Here is a 22,671-nt window from a genome sequence, read left to right on the forward strand (position 1 = left end):
CGTTTACCCTAAAACAAAAGTAATTATGAACACATTGGGTTTTATTCAAAACATGGGCGGTGGCTCGATCATTTTGATCATTTTGGTCATCCTCTTGTTATTTGGAGCTAAAAGAATTCCTGAACTAGCTCGTGGACTAGGTCGTGGAATCAGAGAATTCAAAGACGCAACCAAAGATATCCAAAATGACCTTGAAGAAGGGTTGAAAGACAAAAAGAAGTAAATTCTTAAACCAATACCCTTGGGAAAATTTAGTTCATTCGACGAAATCAAAAAATCGCTCGAAAAGAAAGAGACTGATTGCAAATCAGTCGTCAACTATTATCTCCAAAACATTCAAACGAAGGCGCATCTCAACGCCTTCGTTGAAGTTTATGAGCAATCCGCATTGGAAGATGCAGAGCGAATTGATCAGAAAATTGCCTCCGGTAAAGCAGGAAAGCTGGCAGGTATGGTCATCGGTATCAAGGATGTCTTGTGCTATACCGGACATGAATCAAATGCCTCCTCCAAAATTCTTCAGGGGTACCAAGCTCAATTTACCACAACTGCCATCCAAAGACTCCTCGATGAGGATGCCATCATCATAGGAAGATTAAACTGTGATGAATTTGGCATGGGTAGCTCCAATGAAAATTCCGTTCACGGAAAAGTCCTCAATGCTGCTGATGAAAACAGAGTCCCCGGAGGTTCCTCAGGTGGATCTGCTGTTGCAGTTCAAGCCAACCTATGTACTGCCTCATTGGGAACAGATACCGGAGGTTCAGTGAGACAGCCTGCGGCCTTCACAGGAGTGATAGGTATGAAACCAACCTACTCCAGAGTTTCAAGATGGGGACTGATTGCTTATGCTTCTTCATTTGACACCATAGGGGTTTTCTCCCAAACCGTTAAGGACAATGCCTTAATCATGGAGATCATGGCTGGACATGACGAATTTGATAGCACCTCTTCCCGTAAACCAGTTCTTCCCTACAGTCAGCTTTTGCACTTTGATAAAAAAGCAAAAGTGGCATACCTCAAGGAAACCATAGAATCTCATGCACTTCAGCCGGAGATAAAAGAGCACACCCTTTCCATGTTGGAACGGCTTAAAGAGGAAGGTCACGAAGTGAAGGAGGTTAGTTTCCCTTTATTGGATTACATCCTACCCACTTACTACATCCTCACCACAGCCGAGGCAAGTTCCAATCTTTCCCGATTTGACGGGGTAAAATATGGGTACAGAAGCCCCAATGCCCACAACCTGGAAAGCATGTATAAAATGACCCGAACAGAGGGCTTTGGAGAGGAAGTAAAACGGCGAATTATGTTGGGGACATTTGTTCTCAGCGCCAGTTATTATGACGCATATTTCACTAAAGCTCAAAAGGTCAGAAGGTTAATAAAAGATTTCACTGAAAATCTTTTAAATGATTTTGATTATATTATTATGCCAACAACGCCTTCAACGGCGTTTAAATTCGGTGAACACAGGGAAGATCCGGTAGCCATGTACCTGGAAGATTTGTATACCGTACAGGCTTCGGTATCGGGTGTTCCGGCTATTTCAATTCCAAATGGCCAGGATGCTCAAGGAATGCCAATAGGACTCCAAGTGATCGCAAACTCATTTAAGGAGGCAGAATTATATGCCTTCAGCAACTATCTGACGCAACTAACCTCATAAACCCAAACCCACTGATGAAAAAGACTTTGAACGGTTTTATCACACTGATCCTACTGGCCTGTATGATACCTCTGTCCAAGGCCTATTCACAGGAAGAAGGCGAATTGGTTGCTGCTGTTTCTATTGATGAAAATGAGGTAATTCCTAATTACCATTACGAGTATATCCCGGATTTCACCTATGAAGAAGTGGAACGGCGAATCAAGGCAATGGACACCGAAATGCCATTTGAATTGAATGACAGAATTTTTTCATTCATTCAATATTTCACAGTCCGCAACAGGGATTATACCAAAATGGTCCTGGCTAGAAAAGACCTCTTTTTCCCACTTTTTGACGAAACCATGCGCAAGCATGAAATGCCGGAAGAAATCAAATACCTCTCGATCATTGAATCCGGGCTTGACCCACAGATCCGTTCTAGGGTGGGTGCGATGGGGCTTTGGCAATTTATGCCGGCAACAGGCCGTATGTACGGTATGTATGTCAATCCCGACATAGATGACCGAATGGATCCTGAGCAATCCACAGAAGCCGCTGCCAAATACCTCAAGTCACTTTACCGAATGTTTGGGGATTGGGAAGTTGCCATGGCTGCTTACAACTGTGGACCTGGAAATGTGCGAAAAGCAATCCGGAGATCTGGAGGAAAAAAGACCTTCTGGGGAATTTACAATTACCTTCCCAGAGAAACCAGAGGCTACGTACCACAATTTCAGGCCATGCTTTATGTACTCAACCATTTGGAGGAGCACAATTTCCATCCGGAAGACCCTACTTATGCCCTAGCATATGAAAAAATCAGTTTTGAAAGAGCCATGAGTCTGGACAAGTTGGCAGAGCTCACCAATCTTTGTGTAGCAGATTTAGAAAAACTCAACCCCTCTGTCAAATCAAGAAGAATTCCCGAGACCAACCGAAACATGGCCTTGCGCATTCCCAAAGGAAAAACAGCTTTTATCAAGGAAAACATAGCCTGGCTCAGTGACTCTTTGGGAAATGCTCCTTTGACTTTATTGACCAGTGAAAAAGTAAATATTCAGCCAGTGGAAACATTGGCTGAGAAAATCCAAAGAAATGCACTAACCTACCGGGTAAGATCCGGGGATGTTCTTGGGTCAATTGCCCAAAGACACGGGGTAACTGTATCCCAAATCAAAGCTTGGAATGGTCTATCATCCAACCTGATCCGAGTGGGACAAAACCTGAAAATCTACTCTTCATCCTCTGAAAGTATTGCACAGGTTGAGACCAACTCCAATGGACAGTTAACATACACCGTAAGACCGGGGGATTCGCTTTGGATTATTTCTAAAAAACACGCCGGTCTGACTGTAGAGCAGATCAAAAGGCTAAATAATCTGAACAGCAACAATATCAAGCCAGGTCAGAAACTGATCATAGGTTGATCACTTGCCTTCAAAAAGGATTTTTACAAGCTTTTTATTTCTGGTTTCAAACTTCAATGGTGAGTTTAGCATCTATTCTGTTAATTTTTTTTAACAAAGCCCAAAAGACAAAAACAAAGCAAGGTTAAGAGTCTTAATCTATTTAATTTGACATCACCCAAGTATCAAACCAAATTACGATGAAAGCCTTTTCAACGATTTTCGCAGCTCTTTTACTCAGCATCATTCTATTTTCCTGTGAATCAGGACAAAATGGATCAGACAGTACCAAGCCCAAAGCCCGAGGTTCAATCGGAGAAATTATCATGGTCATTGATTCAGTAAAATATGCCGGCCCTCTTGGAGATGAGCTCAGGAGTATTTTTGAAGCTGACTTACCTGGCATGATCCGTTCTGAATCCCTATTCAAAATCAATACAGTGGATCCCCGAGCCATGACACGCATGCTTAAAATGTCTACAAATCTCATCTATGTGACCACATTTGATGACAAAGGCTCTGCCAGTCAGGTGATCAATGCCCAATTTTCCAAAGAATCCAAGGAAAAGGCCCTCAATGATCCTAGCCTGTATTCCTTGCGGGTTGAAGATGAATTTGCTTCAGGGCAAGAGGTCTTGTATCTATTTGGAAACAATGAAGAACAGTTGATCAAAAACCTACAAGACAACAAAGGTCGACTACAGAACCTATTTGAAGTAAGGGAAAGAAGAAGGTTGGAAAAAGCGCTTCTGGCCAGAAAAAATGCGGCAGCGAATGTAGAAGCCAAAAAAAACCTGGGCATTGAAATCAATGTCCCTGCTTCCTATCAGGTTGCTAAATCCCAACCTGGATTTTTGTGGGTTAGACAGCCAACCCCCAATGCAAATCGAGCGGATATCAGTTTGTTTTTCCATGTAGAAGATTATGTGTCAGAATCCCAAACTTTTCCAGAGAACATACTGGCTATCAGAGACTCTGTGACCCGACATCATATTTTTGGGGACCCTGAGGATCCAAACTCTTTCGTAGTTACCGAAAAACAAATTGTACCTGCTTTCCGAAACATGGTAATAAATGATAATTTTACCCGAGAAATAAGGGCTTCCTGGAAAACCAACAACGTCAGCATGGGCGGCTCATATCTGGGCTATCTCATGGTAGATGAGAAAAAAGGAAAACTCTATTATATCGAAGGGTTCGTATATTACCCGAATGAAATTCATCGGGATGCCTTACGAGAAATAGAAACCATTTTGCTCAATACAGATGTAAGCTGGACACCAGAACAAGGGGCCTAAAACCCAAATTACAGCTTTTATGGCAATCAAAATTCGTAAGGAAGACGCACTGAATTATCATACACAGGGCTCTCCCGGCAAAATTGAGGTTATTCCTTCCAAACCCTTGTCAAGTCAAATGGACTTGGCCTTGGCTTATTCTCCGGGGGTAGCTGAACCATGTAAGGAGATTGAGTCTGATGTTGAAAATGTCTACAAATACACTGCAAAGGGGAACCTTGTTGCTGTAATTTCCAACGGCACGGCTGTATTGGGACTTGGGGACATTGGTCCTGAAGCTTCCAAGCCAGTGATGGAAGGCAAAGGTGTATTATTCAAGAAATTTGCGGGAATTGATGTCTTTGACATAGAAATCAATGAAAAAGATCCCAAAAAGCTGATCGAAATAATCCGTTCCTTAGAGCCAACCTTTGGAGGAGTCAACCTTGAAGACATCAAGGCGCCAGAATGCTTTGAAATTGAACAGACCCTCAAAAAGGAAATGAATATCCCTGTCATGCATGACGACCAGCATGGGACAGCAATTATTTCTGGGGCGGCTTTGATGAATGCTTTGGAAATCGTAGGAAAGGATATTTCCCAAATCAAATTGGTAGTAAATGGTGCCGGAGCATCTGCTGTATCCTGTACACGTTTTTACATGTCCTTGGGTGTCAAAAAAGAAAACCTGGTCATGTGTGATAAAGAAGGGGTGATCCGAACAGACCGGGACCACTTGGATGAAATCAAGAAGGAATTCGCAACTGATCGTGATATTCACACCCTTACTGAAGCATTGCAAGGAGCGGATGTGTTTTTGGGCTTGTCTGCAGGAAATGTAGTTTCCCAGGATCAGATCAAATTGATGGCTGCCGACCCAATTGTCTTTGCCCTAGCCAATCCTGATCCTGAAATTCCTTACCAATTGGCTATTGAAGCTCGTGAAGATTTGATTATGGCCACAGGTCGCTCTGACCATCCTAACCAAGTCAATAATGTGTTGGGCTTCCCATATATTTTCCGAGGAGCATTGGACGTAAGAGCCACCGCAATCAATGAAGAAATGAAGCTTGCGGCAGCCCAAGCCATTGCCAAATTGGCGAAAGAGCCAGTTCCTGATATTGTGAATAAAGCCTATGGAGAAAGCAAGCTGGGTTTTGGAAGACTCTATTTGATCCCAAAACCGCTGGACCCAAGACTGATCACCACTATTGCCCCGGCAGTTGCCAAGGCTGCTATGGATTCCGGAGTTGCCAAAAACCCTATCAAAGACTGGGAAGCTTATGAACTGGAACTCCAAGAGAGAATCGGTATAGACCAACGACTGATGTCCGTGGTGATTGCCCGTGCGAAAAAAGACCCTAAACGAGTTGTATTTGCTGAAGCGGACAACAGAAAAATCCTCAAAGCAGCCCAAATTATCCGGGATGAGAAAATCGCGCATCCTATTCTATTGGGAAACAAGGAAAAAATCCTTTCTCTGATCGAAGAAAACTCCCTGGATCTTCAAAACGTCACCATTATTGACCCGCTTGAGGAAAGCGAAAAGCTCAATCAGTTTGCGGAAATTCTCTATAAGAAAAGACAGAGAAAAGGGATGACATTTGCCGACGCTACCAGAAAAGTGACCCAAAGAAACTATTTCGGAGCTATGATGGTGGAAACAGGTCTGGCAGACGCTTTTATTTCAGGACTTACTCGAGACTATCCAAAAACCATCCTACCATCTTTGCATTCCATTGGTGTTAAGCCAGGGGTCAACCGAGTGGCCGGGATGTACATTATGAATACGGATAAGGGACCTTATTTCTTTGCCGATGCTACAGTCAATCTGAATCCTACCGCTGAAGAAATGGTGGAAATCATAGGTTTGACAGCAGATGCGGTGAAATTCTTCAATATTGAACCAAGAGTAGCAGTCCTCTCCTATTCCAACTTTGGATCCGCTCAAGGAGAAATCCCTGAAAAAACCGCGAAAGCCACTGCATTGGCAAAGCAAAAATTCCCAGATCTGATTATCGAAGGGGAAATGCAGGCCAATGTTGCCATCAATGATGAAATCCAGCGAGAAATGTATCCATTCTCCAAACTCACCAATAAGAAGGCAAATACCCTGATCTTCCCAGACCTTAGCTCTGGCAACATTGCATATAAACTGCTTGCCGAACTTGGAAATGCTGAAGCCATAGGACCAATTTTGCTGGGCATGAACAAACCTGTTCATATCCTTCAATTGGGTAGCTCGATCCGTGAAATTGTCAATATGGTGGCCATTGCTGTGGTAGATGCTCAATCCGCAGATCAGTCATGATCGCCTATCTACAGGGGAGACTGGTATTCAAAGATCCTACCTATGTCATTATAGACGTAGGAGGAATCGGTTATCAGGTTAAAATTTCCCTTCAGACTTACAGTAAAATAAAAGATGAGGAGCAAATCAGGCTCCTCACCTTTTTACATATTAAGGAAGATGCCCATACCTTATATGGCTTCAGAGAAGAGAATGAGAAGAGACTTTTTCTTCAACTCATTTCAATCAATGGGGTTGGGCCAAATACGGGCTTAATGATCCTATCTTCCCTCAGTACGGAAGAAATAGAACATGCCATATTATCAGGAGATGTAGGCACCATTCAGCACGTGAAAGGAATTGGTGCAAAGACGGCACAAAGGATTATTTTGGAATTAAAAGATAAAATCGCAAAAGGCGGCACGGATAGTACATCCTCCCAATTGGGTTTCCTTAAATCCAGCAATAAAATCCGTGAAGAAGCGTTACAAGCTTTGATAACGTTGGGTTTCCCAAAAGCAGCCGCGGAAAAGAATATCGCTCAAGTGCTGAAAAAAACCAATGGAGAAATTTCCTTAGAAGATTTAATTAAAGCATCTTTAAAGACATCATAATTTGCATTTGGATTGAACTTTCGGACGATACTGATTTTTTGCAGAGGAAAGTTTCGGAGCAGCTATATAGCATGCTTCCTACTTTTTGGCTTGCTCCTGAGTTTTTCGCCAATACAGGCTCAACAAACCCAAACCGATAGTACCCAATCCCGTTTGGACTCCCTGAACAGGCGAAGAATATCCCCCTCGTTTTTGCTTTGGCAAAATATGAGGACCAGGCCTCTATTTCCTTATAGAAACCCCTTCTTACAACCTTCCTCACCATTTCTTCCATCCCCTTTATTTAACCAGCAAGTTGAGGTAAAAATTGACTCCACCCTTCGGTACAATATTGTGGATGAAATTGACAGTACCCGATTGGGGAATGAACAGGAATATGATTTCGAAGAATTCTCCAAAATTCAAGAATACAAAGTCAGACAGGATTATTGGAGGAGCAGGGCCAGAGGAGGCGACGGGGAAAGTGCGGTAGAAGGAAGAGGTATGATTCCTCCACTGACCGTCAGCCCAAACTTTGACCGGATATTTGGAGGAAGCGACATCAACATCCAGCCTACAGGATATGTCAACCTGGATTTTGGGGCAATTTTTAGAAGAATTGACAATCCTACACTTCCCATTCGTCAGCAGAGAAATGGAGGCTTCAATTTTGACCAACAAATCCAAATGGCTGTAAATGGCTCTTTGGGTGAAAAAATGAAGATTGGAGCCAATTTTGACTCCAACAATTCCTTTGACTTCCAAAATCAATTGAAACTGGAATACGACGGTTTCGAGGAGGATATTTTTCAATCCATAGAAATTGGAAATGTGAGCATGCCTGTTCAAAACAGACTGATCCAAGGTGCTCAGAATCTTTTTGGAGTCAAGACCCAAATGCAGTTTGGCAAACTAAATGTCACTGCCGTTGCATCCACCCAAAGAGGTCGCAGGGACAACTTAGTCATAGATGCCAATGGACAAGGAAGAAGTTTTGACATCCAAGCGTCCAAGTACGATGAAAACAGACACTTTTTCCTGGCTCATTTCTTCCGTGATAATTACGAGAGATGGCTGAGAGGCTTGCCCCAAGTACTTTCTGGAGTCAATGTGACAAGGATTGAAGTCTATATAATGAACCGTGCAGCAAACACGGAGACCCTCAGAAATTTTGCGGCATTTATGGACTTGGGTGAAGGACAGGTACTGCTCAATCCCAACAACCCAAACATTGGTACGGGGACACCCGGTGCTCCTGCCAGCAACAGTTCGAACAACCTTTTCAGCAATATTTCAAGCAACCCAAGCTTCAGACCCTTCGATACCGGATCCAGAACCTTGGAAAGCAGTCTGGGTTTAAGAAAAGGAGTGGATTTTGAACAGATCAATGGAGCCAGAAAACTGGATCCGACCGAGTTCTTTTTCAATCCCCAACTGGGCTACCTTTCTCTTTTCAGAAGGTTACAGAATGATGAGGTATTGGCAGTTTCTTTTGAATACACCTATAACGGGCAGGTGTATAAAGTAGGTGAACTTACCGAAGACTACCAGAACCGTCAGGAAGATGAACTCATATTTCTAAAACTCCTACGTCCCGCAAGGATCAACCCACGGGTTCCTACTTGGGATTTGATGATGAAAAACGTCTACAGCCTGAATGCGAGCCAAATCCTCCGGGATGGTTTCCAGCTTCAGGTGATTTATAGAGATGACCGAACCGGACTGGACAACCCTTCCTTACTTGAAGGGGAAAATGTGAAAAACATTCCTTTGATCCGTTTGACTGGATTGGACAATCTCAACCCACAAAATGACCCTGCTCCTGACGGGAATTTTGACTTTGTTGAAGGATTGACCATGATTTCAAACAGGGGTTTATTGATTTTCCCTGTTTTGGAACCTTTTGGTTCGAATTTGGATGAGAAATTCCTCCCCGGTGAAATCGTCCTCAAAGAAAAATACGTGTACGACACACTTTACAGGACGACTCAGGCAGATGCTGAACTGGTCACCAGGCTCAACAAATATTTTATCAAAGGACGGCTTACCGCGGGATCTGCCAGCGAAATACAGCTACCGGGTCTGAATATTTCCCCGGGCTCAGTAATTGTGCAGGCAGGAAATATTCCCTTGACAGAAGGGGTCGATTACACCATCGATTACAACGTCGGAAGATTGGTAATTATCAATAATGCCATACTTCAATCCGGGAAGCAAATCAATGTCAGTTTTGAAAAAGCCGATCTGGTTTCTTTCCAAACCAGAAGCTTATTAGGTACACGATTAGACTATCTCTTTAGCGATAAATTCAATCTGGGTGGTACATTCCTCTACCTAAATGAAAGGCCGAACGTAACCAGGATTGCTACCGGAAACGAAACATTGAGAAATAGCCTTTGGGGCCTAGATGCCAATTTTAGTGATGAATCCCGATGGTTGACCAAACTTGCCGATGCGCTGCCTTTTACTGATACCAAGGAAACTTCCCTGATTCAAGTAAGTGGAGAGTTTGCACAGTTGCTGCCGGGCACGTCCAATCGTGTAAATGGGGACCAAGCTTCCTATATTGATGATTTTGAGGCGGCCATTACTCCCTTTAACCTCGGAGGAGCTGCGAATCAAAACTGGAAGCTTTCATCCACTCCACAGACACCAGACAATCGCTTTGATTTGAGTATGCAAACGGAGGACAATCTGGGAGCTACATACCGAAGAGCGAGATTGGCCTGGTACAACATTGACAATATTTTTTACAGAGAAAACGGGCTGGGAGTACCATCCAATATCACCAGAGAAGACCGTAGAAACCACTATGTAAGAAGAGTGGTGCCTCAGGAGATTTTCCCACAACAGGACCGGGATGTAATCATCACACCTGAGCCGCTTTTTGAAATGGCCTATTTCCCGAGCGAAAGAGGGATGTATAATTACAACCCGAATTTGACATCAAATGGCCTTCTTCCCAACCCCAAGCAGAACTACGGAGGGGTTACAAGAGCCATTACGACCGAGGTTGATTTTGACCGGACAAATATCGAGTACATTGAATTCTGGATGCTAGATCCCTTTATCCAGGGAGAAAATGGCAGGGTCTTGGATGGAATCTTCAACCAGAACAATACCACCGGTGGAAAACTATATATCAACCTCGGGGATATTTCGGAAGATGTCCAAAAAGACGGTAGACATGCCTTTGAAAATGGCCTTCCGGCAGATGGTGATCCAGCCGAAACCGGCCAAAATGAATGGGGAAGAATCACTAGGGAACAATTCCTTTTGCCGGCCTTTGACAACTCTGAGTCCTCCAGAGAAAATCAGGACGTAGGTTTGGATGGACTTAAAAACGAAGACGAGGCAGCATTTTTCAAATCACGATTCCTAGATAGACTCAGTGTGACCCAGCAAGCCCGAAATCAAATTTTAGAGGATGTGTCAGGGGATTTATTTCAGTATTATCTGGATGAAAGATTTGACCAACAGGATGTGAAAATCCTCGAGAGATATAAAAAATTCAACGGTCTTGAAGGAAATACGCCTGTAACCGCAAATCAAAACCTACCCTATACCCCATCGGGATCGAACACACCTGACAATGAGGACTTGAATACGGATAACACCATCAACGAACTCGAAAACTACTACGAGTACGAAATTGATCTTCGTCCAGGGAACTTGATCGTAGGTGAAAATTATATTGTTGACAAAGTAACTCACAACGAAGGAGGGGAGAATGTAAACTGGTATTTATTCAGAATTCCAGTTAGACAACCAGACCGGGTTCAGGGGGACATCACAGGTTATAAATCCATTCGCTGGATGAGAACCTATCTGACGGACTTTGAGCAGCCAGTGGTATTAAGAATGGCCAATTTCCGCATGATCGGTAGTCAGTGGCGTGTTTTCCAAGAGTCACTCTTTGAGCGGGGCTTCTTTGAAATTCCAGAACCAGATAATTCCAATGTGACTGTGGATGTAGTAGGAATTGAGGAAAATTCCCAAGGAAGCGCTACACAAAGTCCTTATGTCCTCCCTCCAGGTATCAATCGTGACAGAGACAATACCTCAACTGTGGAGAGAAGACTGAATGAACAGTCCTTGAGAATCTGTGTGGAGGATTTGGCTCCAAGAGATGCCCGCGCGGTATTTAAAAACGTTACCTTGGATTTGGTACAGTTTGAGCGGATCAAGATGTTTTTCCATGCGGATAGTGAGGATGCACTGGACGGGGAAGTAACTGCATTTTTGAGATTGGGCACAGATTACACAGACAATTATTACGAAATCGAAGTTCCTCTGATCATTACCCCTAAAGGAACCAGGGACCCTCGTCAAATATGGCCTTTGGAAAATGAGATCGACATTGCGATCCAGGAAATTGTAGGCGTGAAAATCGACAGGGATAATGAACGTGTTCCGCTCAATCTCCCCTACTCCAAGCAGATCAGACAGTACAAAGTTACGGTAGTAGGTAGGCCTGAACTCAGCCAAACCCAAGGAAGTATGATCGGGGTTCGAAACCCTGGAACAGGAACCGGGGCAAGCAAAAGTATTTGTCTATGGGCCAACGAACTTCGGGTAACCGGATTTACCAAATCCAATGGATGGGCCGCAAATGCCTTCATGAATGCAAAAATTGCAGATGTCGCAGTGGTTTCTGCCTCTATCAGACATAACTCAATTGGCTTCGGTGGATTGGAAACCAGACTTTCTCAAAGAGCAAGACAGGCTACCACCCAATACGACATTTCCACCAATGTGGATGTTCATAAGCTCCTTCCTGCCCAATTGGGAGTGAGTATCCCTATGTATTTCAGTATTGAAAATTCAACTACGAAACCTGAATATGATCCACTCAATCCTGATGTTCCTTTTGAACTGGCTTTGAGGAAATTTGAAACCAATGCTGGCCGGGATGCCTATCGGGAAATAGCTTTGGATCAATTGGAACGAAAAAATATCAGCTTCAACAATGTCCGGAAAATGAAATCCAACCCGGACGCTCCAAGCAGACTGTATGACTTGAGTAATTTCTCGGTTTCCTATGCCTATGGAAATGTAAAGCAAACCAACGCTCAGATCCAGAATTACAATTTTGAAACCTACAAAGGAAACATCACTTATAGTTTCCAACCCAAACCATGGACACTCGAACCATTCAAAAACTCAGGATGGCTGAGTTCAAAACATCTGAAGTTGATCAAAGACTTCAACCTGAACCTGTCTCCTACCCTCATGTTGGCAAGATTGGATGTAGATCGACGATTCCTCAGATCCCAATACCGAAACGATCAATTGAGTACTTCAGGAGTGGATCCACTTTTCCAAAAAAGCTTCTTTGTAAACCGCTTTTACACCCTTAATTGGGATTTGACCAAAAACCTGCGGGCGGATTATACCGGATCGGTAATGGCCGTAGTGGATGAACCTCAGGGTGATCTGGATACAGAACAGAAAATTGACTCCGTAAGAACCAATTTCTGGAGGTTTGGAAGAAGGACCAATTACAATCATACCGCTACAGTCAATTACAAAATTCCATTTGAAAAAATCCCGACTCTGGATTGGATCAGAGCAGATTACAAATATGGGGCGACCTATACCTGGCAGACTGGAGCTATTGGCCAAAGAGACACCTTGGGTAATATTATCCAAAATACCAGAGACCAATCCCTCACCGGTAAATTGGATTTGATCAGACTCTATAATAAAAACAAAAAACTGGAGGCATTAAATGCACCCAAGCGTCCATCCATCCCGGGTAGACAAAGTGTCAATGCAGAAGACACAATCGGAACCCCTTTCTCAAACAAAATCCTCAAATTCATGATGATGGTGAAAGAAATCACCTTCAATTATGGGTTGGTGGAAGGTACCTTCCTTCCGGGATATTTACCCAATACAGGATTATTGGGAATGGACCGTGCATTCACAAACCCTGGCCTCTCTTTCCTATTTGGCAGTCAAAATCCACAAATCAGAAATGAATTGGCACTTCGGGGAGTAATGGCACCAAGTGCCGAACTGACCCAGCCATTCCGGCAAAACCGAGCAATGAATCTTCGTTTGGGCGGTTTGGTTGAGCCATTCCAGGATTTTAGAATCACCCTAAATGCTGAAAAACGGGAAACCGGCGAATTCAGGGAAATATTCAGGAACTCTACAGACAACCCCGGGGAATTTGTTTCTATCAGTCCAAACCGAATCGGAGGCTATAGTATCACCACAATCATGTTAGGAACCTCATTCAAAACAGATGATTTTGAAAACAACTCTCCGCTGTTTAATCAGTTTGAGTCCTACCGATCCATCATCAAAAGCAGACTGGATGCAGAAAGCGCCGGAGGGGAATACGGGATAAACGGACAGGATGTATTGATCCCAGCGTTTTTGGCGGCGTATAGAGGTAAAGACCCCGAAACTGCCACTTTGAACCCTTTCCCTAAAACCCCACTTCCCAACTGGAGACTTGATTATAGAGGACTTTCAAGATTGAAAGGCTTAAGTGATGTATTCAGTAGCATAAACATAACGCATGCTTACACCTCCACTTACGATGTGAGCAATTTCTCCAATTCCCTCCAATACCAGCAGGGACTTGAGCTCTACAATACGTTGCAGGAAATTGCCAGACCTAGCCTTACCAATGAACAGGGGCAGTTTATTCCGATTTATGTACTCAACCAAGTGGTATTGACCGAACGGTTCTCTCCATTGATCGGAGTGGACTTGCTGACTAAAGACCGCTTGAACATCGCCGTGCTTTATAATAAGGAAAGAAACTTGGGATTGAATTTTTCCAATTCCCAAATAACAGAACAAAGAAGTAATGACTTTGGGGTAAATATTGGCTATACGAAAGCCGGTATGAAGGTACCATTCAAAATACAGGGAAGGGAAACGGTATTGAAAAACGACCTTCAACTCAGAATGGACATGAAAGTGGTTGATACCAGACAGGTACAGCGAAAAATCGAAGAGGGAAGTACTGTGACCAATGGAAATCTGAATATTCAGGTCAGACCGACCATCAGTTATGTCATCAACCAAAACCTAAATCTGACTCTTTACTTTGACAGAACCATTAACGATCCAAGGGTAACCACAGCCTATAAACGAGCTTCTACTGCCTTTGGTGGACAACTGAGATTTAATTTATCACAATAGATTTTATTCATGTCCGAATCGTCTTATTTTTGGGTCCTATTTTAAAATCATCAACTATGAATTTCCCTCAAGAATTAAAGTACACCAAAGACCATGAATGGGTAAAAATCGATGGTGACGTCGCTACTATCGGAATTACTGAGTTTGCTCAATCCGAACTTGGTGACATCGTCTATGTTGAAGTTGAAACCGTAGGCGAAACCATTGATGCGGGTGAGGTTTTTGGTACCGTGGAAGCTGTTAAAACTGTTTCTGACCTATTTATGCCTATCTCAGGTGAGATTATGGAATTCAACGAAGAGCTGGAAGGTTCTCCTGAATTGGTCAATGAATCTCCATATGAATCAGGCTGGATGGTCAAGGTGAAAATCAGCGGAGACCTTCCTTCAGACCTTCTTTCAGCAGAGGAATATGCTGAACTAGTAGGGAAAGATTAATCCAAGAATATTGCGACTGAGCCTGAGTATAATCTGGTTGGTGATTTTGGCCTTTGCCATGCTTACCCCAGGTGACAAGTTTCCTGAAGTGGATGTGTTCGATTTTCAAGACAAACTGATCCACTTTGTTAGCTTTGGCTTACTCAGCTTTCTTTGGGCTGGAATCGGTGTACACTCAAAATTCAAGAATTGGCTTCCATCCAATTGGAAGCAGTTTTTGATCTTCGGTTTTTTACCGTGCATCCTTTTTGAGTATGGGCAACTTTATATTCCCAACCGGACTTTCGATTACTTCGACCTGATAGTCAATATACTAGGATGTTTTGCTGGATTGTTTGCATATTTTAAGATTCCACTCACATCTTCACGCTTGGATTAATGCATTAGAATCCTTAGAATTGTTAATCTGAAATAGAAAGATATTAACCTGTATAAACCAAATTCGCCATGGAAGTAAAAAAGACTCCCGGTGCTGACCTCACCAAAAAATCAGGAATGTTCCTGAACCTAGGTTTGGCAGTTGCTGTTGGTGTGACTCTTGCTGCCTTCGAATGGAAGTCATTTGACGACGGTGCCTTGATGGATCTCGGCATGGCAAATGACAACTTTGAAGAATTGCTGGATATTCCAATTACCGAACAGCCACCACCACCACCACCGCCGCCAGTTGAGCAGCCAATCATTCAGGAAATCCCTGATGAAGTTGAAATCGAAGAGAAAATTGAAGTAAACTTCGATGTGGACGTGAAGGAAGAGACTGTGATCAAAGAAGTAGTTATTGCTGAAGCCCCAGTTGAGGAAAAAGCTGACGAAATCTTTGACGTAGTAGAAACTCAGCCTCAGCCACCAGGTGGTATGTCAGGTTGGAACCAGTATCTTTCCAAAAACCTAAAGTACCCAACTCAAGCTAGAAGAATGGGTATCGAAGGAACAGTAATCGTGGTATTCGTAATCAATACTGACGGATCTATCCAAGATGTGGAAGTATTGAGAGGTATCGGAGGCGGTTGCGATGAGGAAGCTGTTGAGGTAGTTAAGAATGCTCCTAAATGGGAACCTGGTAAGCAAAGAGGCCGTCCTGTACGTACTCGTATGAGACTTCCAATCCGATTCAAACTGAGCTAATTCAGCCAGATATCGATAACAAGAGACTAGTCCAATTGGGCTAGTCTTTTTTTTTGTTTACAACATTTTTTAACCCAGTTAATCATTGTTAACAAATTAGTTTTTAAAAAGACTAGTGGGTAATTTCTTTGGTATGTTTTAACCAAATCAATTACACCATGGAACACAAGAAAAATTCAAAAACGGATTTAAGAAGATGGTCAGGAGTGATTTTTAACCTGAGCTTAGCAGTAAGTATGTTATTGGTATTGCTTGCTTTTGAATGGAAAAGTTATCAAGAAGGGCCCTTAAAACAAATCCAGGCCAGCCAGGAACAATGGGATGACTTGGATGTCCCTATCTCAATTCAGACACCTCCTTCCCCACCTCCACAGGTTGCTCTGATTATTATCCAAAAGCCAGATGATATTCAAGTTGAGGATCTGGATTATGAAATAGACGTTAATACCACGGAGACAACCGTGATTCCGGAGGTAGTATTGGTTGACAGCCCACCAATTGAAGAGGAAGCCGATGAAATTGTGGATTTCACCGAAGTCCAGGCAAGCTTTAAAGGAGGAATGGACGCTTGGTACGAATACCTGAGAAAAAACCTCACCTACCCTTCCCAAGCTAGAAGAATGGGAATAGAGGGAACAGTTTTGGTCCGCTTTGTAGTCAACAAGGATGGATCGGTACAGGATGTGGAGGTGCTGCGAACTATTGGAGGTGGATGTGACGAAGAGGCTATGAAAGTCATTCAAAATTCCCCAGCCTGGAACCCGGGGAAAATGAGAGGAATCCCGGTAAGATCAAGGCAAGTCATCCCCATCAAATTTAAATTGAACTAGGCATCCACAGGAATCGATCATTTTTTTGCGGAAAGAGCAAAGTGTGATTTTCGGTAGATAGTTATTCTTGGAAAAATTTTATTTTCAAGGATATCTAATCATCATCCATGCAAAACACCAATCTCTTTCCGCTTTTACTTTTGTTGCTTTTGTTTTCCTGCAACAGCATCAACGACACCCAATACGATATCCTAATCAAAGGAGGGATTATTTATGATGGCAGCGGTACGGACCCCTTCCAAGCAGACATTGGAATCAAAGAAGATAAAATCATCAAAATCGGAGATTTAGCAGGAGCGAGTGCAGATCAGGTCATTGATGCCAATGGACTTGCAGTCAGCCCGGGATTTATTGATATGCATACCCATTTAGAGCCTATCATGGAAATGCCTCTCGCTGAAAGCTTACTTCGTCAAGGAGTTACTCTTGCCTTGGGAGGTCCGGATGGCGGAGGACCTTGGCCGTTCGGAGCCTACCTTGATTCTTTGGATCAAATGGAGATCGGTCCCAATCTAGCTTATTTGGTAGGGCATAATACTATCCGAAGAAAAGTCATGGGTAATGAGGATAGGGAACCAAGTACCGAAGAACTCGACACTCTTAAATCCTATGTACAGAAGGCAATGGATGACGGTGCCTTTGGGATTTCTACAGGATTGAAATATTTGCCTGGGACATTTGCCAAACTGGATGAGGTGGTCGCGTTATCCAAAGTAGCCTCTGAGAACGGAGGAATTTACACTTCACACTTAAGAGAGGAAGGTTTGGGTCTCCTGGATGCTGTCAAAGAGGCAATTGTGATATCCAAACAAGCTTCTATCCCGGTTGTTTTGACACATCATAAGGCCATTGGGGTGAAAATGTGGGGAGCAAGCTCCCAAACTTTGGCCTTGGTAGATTCTGCAAGAAATGTGGGGCTGGACATCATGATGGACCAATATCCTTATGCGGCCAGTCATACGGGAATTAGTGTATTAATCCCAAGCTGGGCATTGGAGTCCAACAAATTTGCTGAGCGAGTAAAAGATCCAGTACTGAAAGACAGTATTAAAAACGGAATCATTTTCAATATTCTCAATGATCGGGGTGGAAGTGATCTTAGAAGGGTACAATTTTCAAGAGTGGCTTGGAACAAGGAACTGGAAGGCAAAACTCTACAAGATTGGGCACTTATGGAAGGAATGGAACCAACTGTAGAAAATGGCGCTGAACTCGTAATTCAAGCCGAGCTTAATGGAGGCACCGGAACGATTTACCATGCTATGGATGAACGAGATGTGGAAAACATCATGAAACATCCTATGACAATGATTGGATCCGACGGAAGACTTTCCCGCCCGGGAGAAGGGCACCCTCACCCGAGGGCCTACGGAACTTTCCCAAGAGTTTTGGGTCATTATGTACGGGAAAAAGGAGTATTGGATCTGAAAACAGCCATTTATAAAATGACTGGACTTTCTGCGAAAAGATTGGGCTTGACTGACCGGGGCTTGATCCGTGAAGATAATTATGCAGACATAACGATCTTTGATCCCAATTCTATTATCGACAAATCAACATTTACCGATCCCCACCAGTATCCAGAGGGAATAGAATACGTCATCGTCAACGGTGCACCTTTGGTAGAAAGGGGAGAATTCCTTTCAAAAGGTGCCGGTGTTGTACTGCGCAAAAAATAAAAAAAGGGGCCTAGGCCCCTTTTTTATAACACATTCATGGATTGTTCTTTGATCTTTTCAAGTTCATCCTTCATCAGAATCACATGACGCTGTATCCCCGCGTCATTTGCTTTTGATCCTATTGTATTTATTTCCCTACCGATTTCCTGACTGATAAACCCAAGCTTTTTGCCTTGGCTATTTTCCTCTTTGAGGCATTTGACAAAGTACTTTAAGTGGGTATCCAATCGAACCAATTCTTCATTGATATCCAGTTTTTCGAAGTAATAAATCAATTCCTGTTCAAAACGATTGGCATCAAAAGAATTTTCATCCAGCCACTCCTGAAAGTGTCCTCTGATTTTTTGTTTGATTTTCTCTTTTCGGTTCCCTTCTTCCGCTTTCACCTTTTCCAAGCCGGCAGCAATTGAGGAAATATTTTCCTGGAGTTTCTCAGATAAAGTGGCTCCCTCATCTGTTCTAAACGAATCACATTTCTTGACCGCTTCTTCAATCACATTTTTCACCAGTCCCCATTCCTCTTCTGCATTGCTTTGGTCGGAACTGGTATTGACCATGACATTTGGAGCCTGCAAAGCCAATTTAAACAAGTCTCCAGGGTCTTCATTTACCCCATCTGCCAGTGCCTTGAATTTTGAATAAAAAGCCTTGAACAACTCTTCATTGATTTGTACAGGAAGTTCTACACTGCTTTTGGAGAGAAACTCAATAGACACAGTCACTTTCCCTCTCTCCAAAATGGACTGAACCAGATTTCTTATTTCAAGTTCTTTATCAGAAAATTGTCTTGGGCTCCGGATCGACAGATCCAAAAACTTGGAGTTGAGAGACTTCACTTCCACATGGATCATGAAGTTATCATCCTCCCATCCGGCATTTCCAAAGCCGGTCATTGATTTAATCATGGTTAGATGGTCTTTTTAGAAATTGTAGCCCAAAGTTACATAGAACTTTAGATCCTCTGTTTCATAATTCCGAATTGGTCTTGCCATATCGAATTTGACATAGTAATTGAGTAGGACGGTTCTCAGCCCTGCTCCATAACTTTGAAGCCAAGGATTATTGAAATTATTCAAGGTGATGACAAAAGGTGAGCCTTCTGTATTGATGACTTCTGTATTCTGGTCATTGATTCGTTCCCAAGGTGCCGACTCGTCCCAAGCTGAACCAATGTCATAAAAGGCTACCAATTGGAAGTTCCGGATGAAATTGGATGTAATATTTCCTCTGGTTAAGTAAGAGAAAACAGGAATGCGTAATTCTGTGGAGAAGGTAATCACATTATTTCCACGGATTTCATCGTAATCAAAGCCTCTCAAATCCACAAAATCCGCAAACAGGATATTGGAATTCTCAACTCCCAATGGGTTTCTTACCGGGGAAGCCTCTGGACGGTTGGATGGAGGTCTGTAAAATTCATTGAAAAGCCAATTGTCCATGCCTCCTACCAAATAGGTCTGTGGATTCTTTCCGTAGAATGAACCGGCATACAGCTTAGAAGCTAAAATTATATTTCTGTGGATACGCTGATAATTTCTAAAATCGAGATAGACATTGCTAAAACTCCTTTCTCCCAAATTCAGTCCTTGGTAATGGACAAAACCAACTTTTCCCTTGAAGCCTGCAGCAGAGTACAATCCGATTTGCTCCGTATTATCAAAAACAAACTCCGCTTTAGCCCCGGCATAATTTACATTCAGTCCGTTGTATTCCGGATTCTGTCCCCATATCAAGGAATCTTGATTTAGATTAAAATATTGAGTTTTGGCGATAAATGGAGCCAGGGTAAATCTGGAGTTGACATTAAATGGATAAGAAAGTCCAGCCTCCACTTTGGTCAATACATATTTCTGGAAAGTCACATCTCCCTCAGAAACCCGAATAGTACGTCTATCAAAGCGTCCTCTAAAATCAATTCTTTCAGGCAGGTATTCGTACTCAAAATACAAATCACCACCGGATCTGAAATCCAAAGCAGTCATTACACCTCCCTGAAAAGTATGGTTGTCCAACAAATCGGACATTTTACCACTAAGATTAATCCCAAATCCTCTAAGAGGATCTACCACAAAACGTGAATTGAAGTTATTGGTGAAAAACTGAGGTTCCATTCTTCTTGGTCCAGTTACCCGCTTCTGAAGACTTTGTTTTCTGAAGGATTCCAGCAAACTCACTCCCCTATCCTGGTTTTGTGGAATATCTGCTTCTGCCCTTGTAGGAGGCAAAGAATCGAAAACATAATTATCCGTATTGATGCCTTTTCTAGATTCAAAACGAAGCCTTTCCAAACTAATCGGAGCAGTACTTCTTTGGGAAACCGTATCCAGTTTTGGCAATTCTTCCTCAACCTGTTGAGTTTTTGGACTCTCCTTCTCTTCCACTTCCACCTTCGCATTTTCGATTAGCCTTCTGGCTGCAATGCGCTCATTGAGGCTTTTTGCCTGCTCCAACTGAATCCTCGGAGTACTCGGGGTAAACTGGTCAGCGCCACTGTAATTATCCACTACAAGAAAGCTCTCTCCTCCATCACGGACCGAATAAGCAATCTTATTCATTCGACCATTTACATCAAATGCCTCGATGCTCTTATTAAATCCTGAGATTTGATTAGACACCTGATTACCCACACTCAAGCGCATGAGATTATTGATTCCACTCAAATCACTCAAATAAACCACTGTATTGCCATTCACCTTTCGGGCATTGACATTTTTACTTAAGGTATTGGTGAGTTTGGTGATTTTCACACTATCCCCGACTTCCGCTAAAAACAAATTATAGCTTTCAGGGAAATCGTCCATTGCCTTACCCCTGGATTTAAGAGAATCCGGTATTTCCGTAAAATTTGAAGAATAAATTATAGTGGAATCATTAAGGAACATTGGTGAGAGATCGTCAAACTCGTCATTTGTTAATCTCTTTCCCTGACCTCTCGAGTTAAGGGTATAGACATCTGTTTTCCCATTGGAGATAGCTGAAATCACCATGTTTCTGCCATCACTGTTGTAATCAATACTCAGGATTTGATTGATGTTTCTGAGGAAAATCTTGTCCTGGTCTGTGCCGTCAATGGAACGGAGTCTAAGGGTAGACATTCCTCTTTTAAAGGAAGCAATGGCGAGGTTTGCAGAGTCTTTCCAAGCAATCACCGGAGCCTGAAAATTAGGGGTTTGGTCATTGTAAACCGTTCCGCCCTGGAAAACAGTACGCTCAAGCCCACTGGACACTTCCCTTACCTGTACCTTAAATTTCCCTCCGTTGTTGATGACATAGGCCACATTCAAACCATCTGGACTGAACTTTACATCATTGATGGCTCCCAAAAATCGGGGAGAAGTTTTTGCCACTGCATTTTGGGAATTTACATCCTTATAATTAGCTTTTACCTGCTGATTGATAGTGAGGTAGTATTTTTTCCAGTCCTCTATAAAGGTTTTGAAATTGATCCCAACCGTATTGGCAATACTGTTTTCTTCATTCCTGTTGATCCTGGAAAGGTTAAGGATACTGGAAACATATCTTCTACCATAGCGCTCTGCAACATAATTCCAGACCGATTGACCTACCAATGCAGCTTCCTGACCGCTTAGTTTAAGGATTTTTGGGGTTTCTTCTTCTTTGAAATAATGTCTCACAAAATCATCCATCTCACGTCCCCATCCTTTGGCAAGATAGAGCGCGATTCCCTCAATGTACCAATCCGGAAAACTGTTCATCAAATTTGACTGAAACGCATCGGCAACTGAAGCTCCATAGAGCATCTCTTCTATGATAATTTTGGAAGTCGCATAAATTAAGTCTTCCTTAAAAAGGTCAATTCTACCTTTAAATGATACCTCTGCGATCAATCTTGAAAATCTAGTTTGCCCCTCTTCAGTGAAGGCCTGCTGGTTAAGATTCAGGTTACTTTGCAGCAGTTCTTCAGGAGAGTTATAAATAAAAATCTTTGGTTTTGTATAAGCCACATAGCCAATCATTTGAGTCAAACGCTGGAACTCGGACTCCAAGTAATCAATAGCCATTTTGGCATTGGCCCCGCCACGGTCGTAGTAGTAAACCTCAAAATTGTTGGATGAATAAAAATACCAGTCAAATTCTTTGTGTTGAACCCGGTTTTTACCAAAACGTTCTTGATCAAATTGGGCATATACAGCGCCATTTATCAACCAAAAACCAAAAAGAAGAATTATAAGGGCTTTAGTATATCGCATTCGTGTTA

General features: G+C 42.7%; 14 protein-coding genes. 12 read left to right on the plus strand and 2 right to left on the minus strand.

Translation table 11 applies throughout. The annotated features are described in order from the left end of the window. Positions 1–25 precede the first annotated feature (25 nt). The 12 genes from P2G54_RS04655 to P2G54_RS04710 all read left to right on the plus strand — a co-directional run bounded on the left by P2G54_RS04655 (position 26) and on the right by P2G54_RS04710 (position 18,452). Complete coding sequence (locus tag P2G54_RS04655; RefSeq protein WP_275868719.1) at positions 26–223, plus strand: twin-arginine translocase TatA/TatE family subunit; 198 nt, start codon at positions 26–28, stop codon at positions 221–223. 18 nt (positions 224–241) lie between these two features. Next, on the plus strand, positions 242–1,669 hold the full coding sequence (gene gatA / locus P2G54_RS04660; RefSeq protein ID WP_275868721.1) for an Asp-tRNA(Asn)/Glu-tRNA(Gln) amidotransferase subunit GatA: 1,428 nt from the start codon (positions 242–244) through the stop codon (positions 1,667–1,669). A 14-nt stretch (positions 1,670–1,683) separates the two neighbouring features. Next, on the plus strand, positions 1,684–3,078 hold the full coding sequence (locus tag P2G54_RS04665) for a LysM peptidoglycan-binding domain-containing protein (protein ID WP_275868723.1): 1,395 nt from the start codon (positions 1,684–1,686) through the stop codon (positions 3,076–3,078). Positions 3,079–3,257: 179 nt separating this feature from the next. Then, on the plus strand, positions 3,258–4,355 hold the full coding sequence (locus P2G54_RS04670) for a DUF4837 family protein (protein ID WP_275868725.1): 1,098 nt from the start codon (positions 3,258–3,260) through the stop codon (positions 4,353–4,355). A gap of 19 nt (positions 4,356–4,374) precedes the next feature. Continuing rightward, positions 4,375–6,645, plus strand: coding sequence for an NADP-dependent malic enzyme (locus P2G54_RS04675; protein WP_275868727.1), 2,271 nt, complete (start codon positions 4,375–4,377; stop codon positions 6,643–6,645). Further along, positions 6,642–7,238 carry a Holliday junction branch migration protein RuvA gene (ruvA, locus tag P2G54_RS04680; protein WP_275868729.1) on the plus strand — a complete coding sequence of 199 codons (597 nt, stop codon included), beginning with the start codon at positions 6,642–6,644 and terminating at the stop codon, positions 7,236–7,238. Before P2G54_RS04675 ends, ruvA begins: the two co-directional genes overlap by 4 nt. 207 nt (positions 7,239–7,445) lie before the next feature. Continuing rightward, positions 7,446–14,381: a cell surface protein SprA gene (gene sprA / locus P2G54_RS04685; protein ID WP_275868731.1), complete on the plus strand. Its 6,936-nt coding sequence runs from the start codon at positions 7,446–7,448 to the stop codon at positions 14,379–14,381. 56 nt (positions 14,382–14,437) lie between these two features. Further along, on the plus strand, positions 14,438–14,818 hold the full coding sequence (gene gcvH, locus P2G54_RS04690; protein ID WP_275868733.1) for a glycine cleavage system protein GcvH: 381 nt from the start codon (positions 14,438–14,440) through the stop codon (positions 14,816–14,818). A 10-nt stretch (positions 14,819–14,828) separates the two neighbouring features. Then, the gene (locus P2G54_RS04695) at positions 14,829–15,197 is read left to right on the plus strand and encodes a VanZ family protein (RefSeq protein WP_275868736.1); all 369 of its coding nucleotides are present in this window, start codon (positions 14,829–14,831) and stop codon (positions 15,195–15,197) included. Between the two features lie 68 nt (positions 15,198–15,265). Next, a complete protein-coding gene (locus P2G54_RS04700; RefSeq protein WP_275868738.1) occupies positions 15,266–15,943 on the plus strand; it encodes an energy transducer TonB in 678 nt (225 codons plus the stop codon). A gap of 158 nt (positions 15,944–16,101) precedes the next feature. Then, a complete protein-coding gene (locus tag P2G54_RS04705; RefSeq protein ID WP_275868740.1) occupies positions 16,102–16,773 on the plus strand; it encodes an energy transducer TonB in 672 nt (223 codons plus the stop codon). Positions 16,774–16,880: 107 nt separating this feature from the next. Continuing rightward, on the plus strand, positions 16,881–18,452 hold the full coding sequence (locus tag P2G54_RS04710) for a D-aminoacylase (protein ID WP_275868742.1): 1,572 nt from the start codon (positions 16,881–16,883) through the stop codon (positions 18,450–18,452). A 23-nt stretch (positions 18,453–18,475) separates the two neighbouring features. Here the strand turns inward: P2G54_RS04710 and P2G54_RS04715 are convergent, their stop codons facing one another. Then, a complete protein-coding gene (locus P2G54_RS04715) occupies positions 18,476–19,357 on the minus strand; it encodes a YicC/YloC family endoribonuclease (protein ID WP_275868744.1) in 882 nt (293 codons plus the stop codon). Between the two features lie 15 nt (positions 19,358–19,372). After that, a complete protein-coding gene (locus P2G54_RS04720) occupies positions 19,373–22,663 on the minus strand; it encodes a biopolymer transporter Tol (protein WP_275868746.1) in 3,291 nt (1,096 codons plus the stop codon). Positions 22,664–22,671: the final 8 nt, after the last annotated feature.

It is taken from the genome of Algoriphagus sp. CAU 1675 (genome assembly GCF_029222925.1).
Lineage (GTDB): Bacteria > Bacteroidota > Bacteroidia > Cytophagales > Cyclobacteriaceae > Algoriphagus.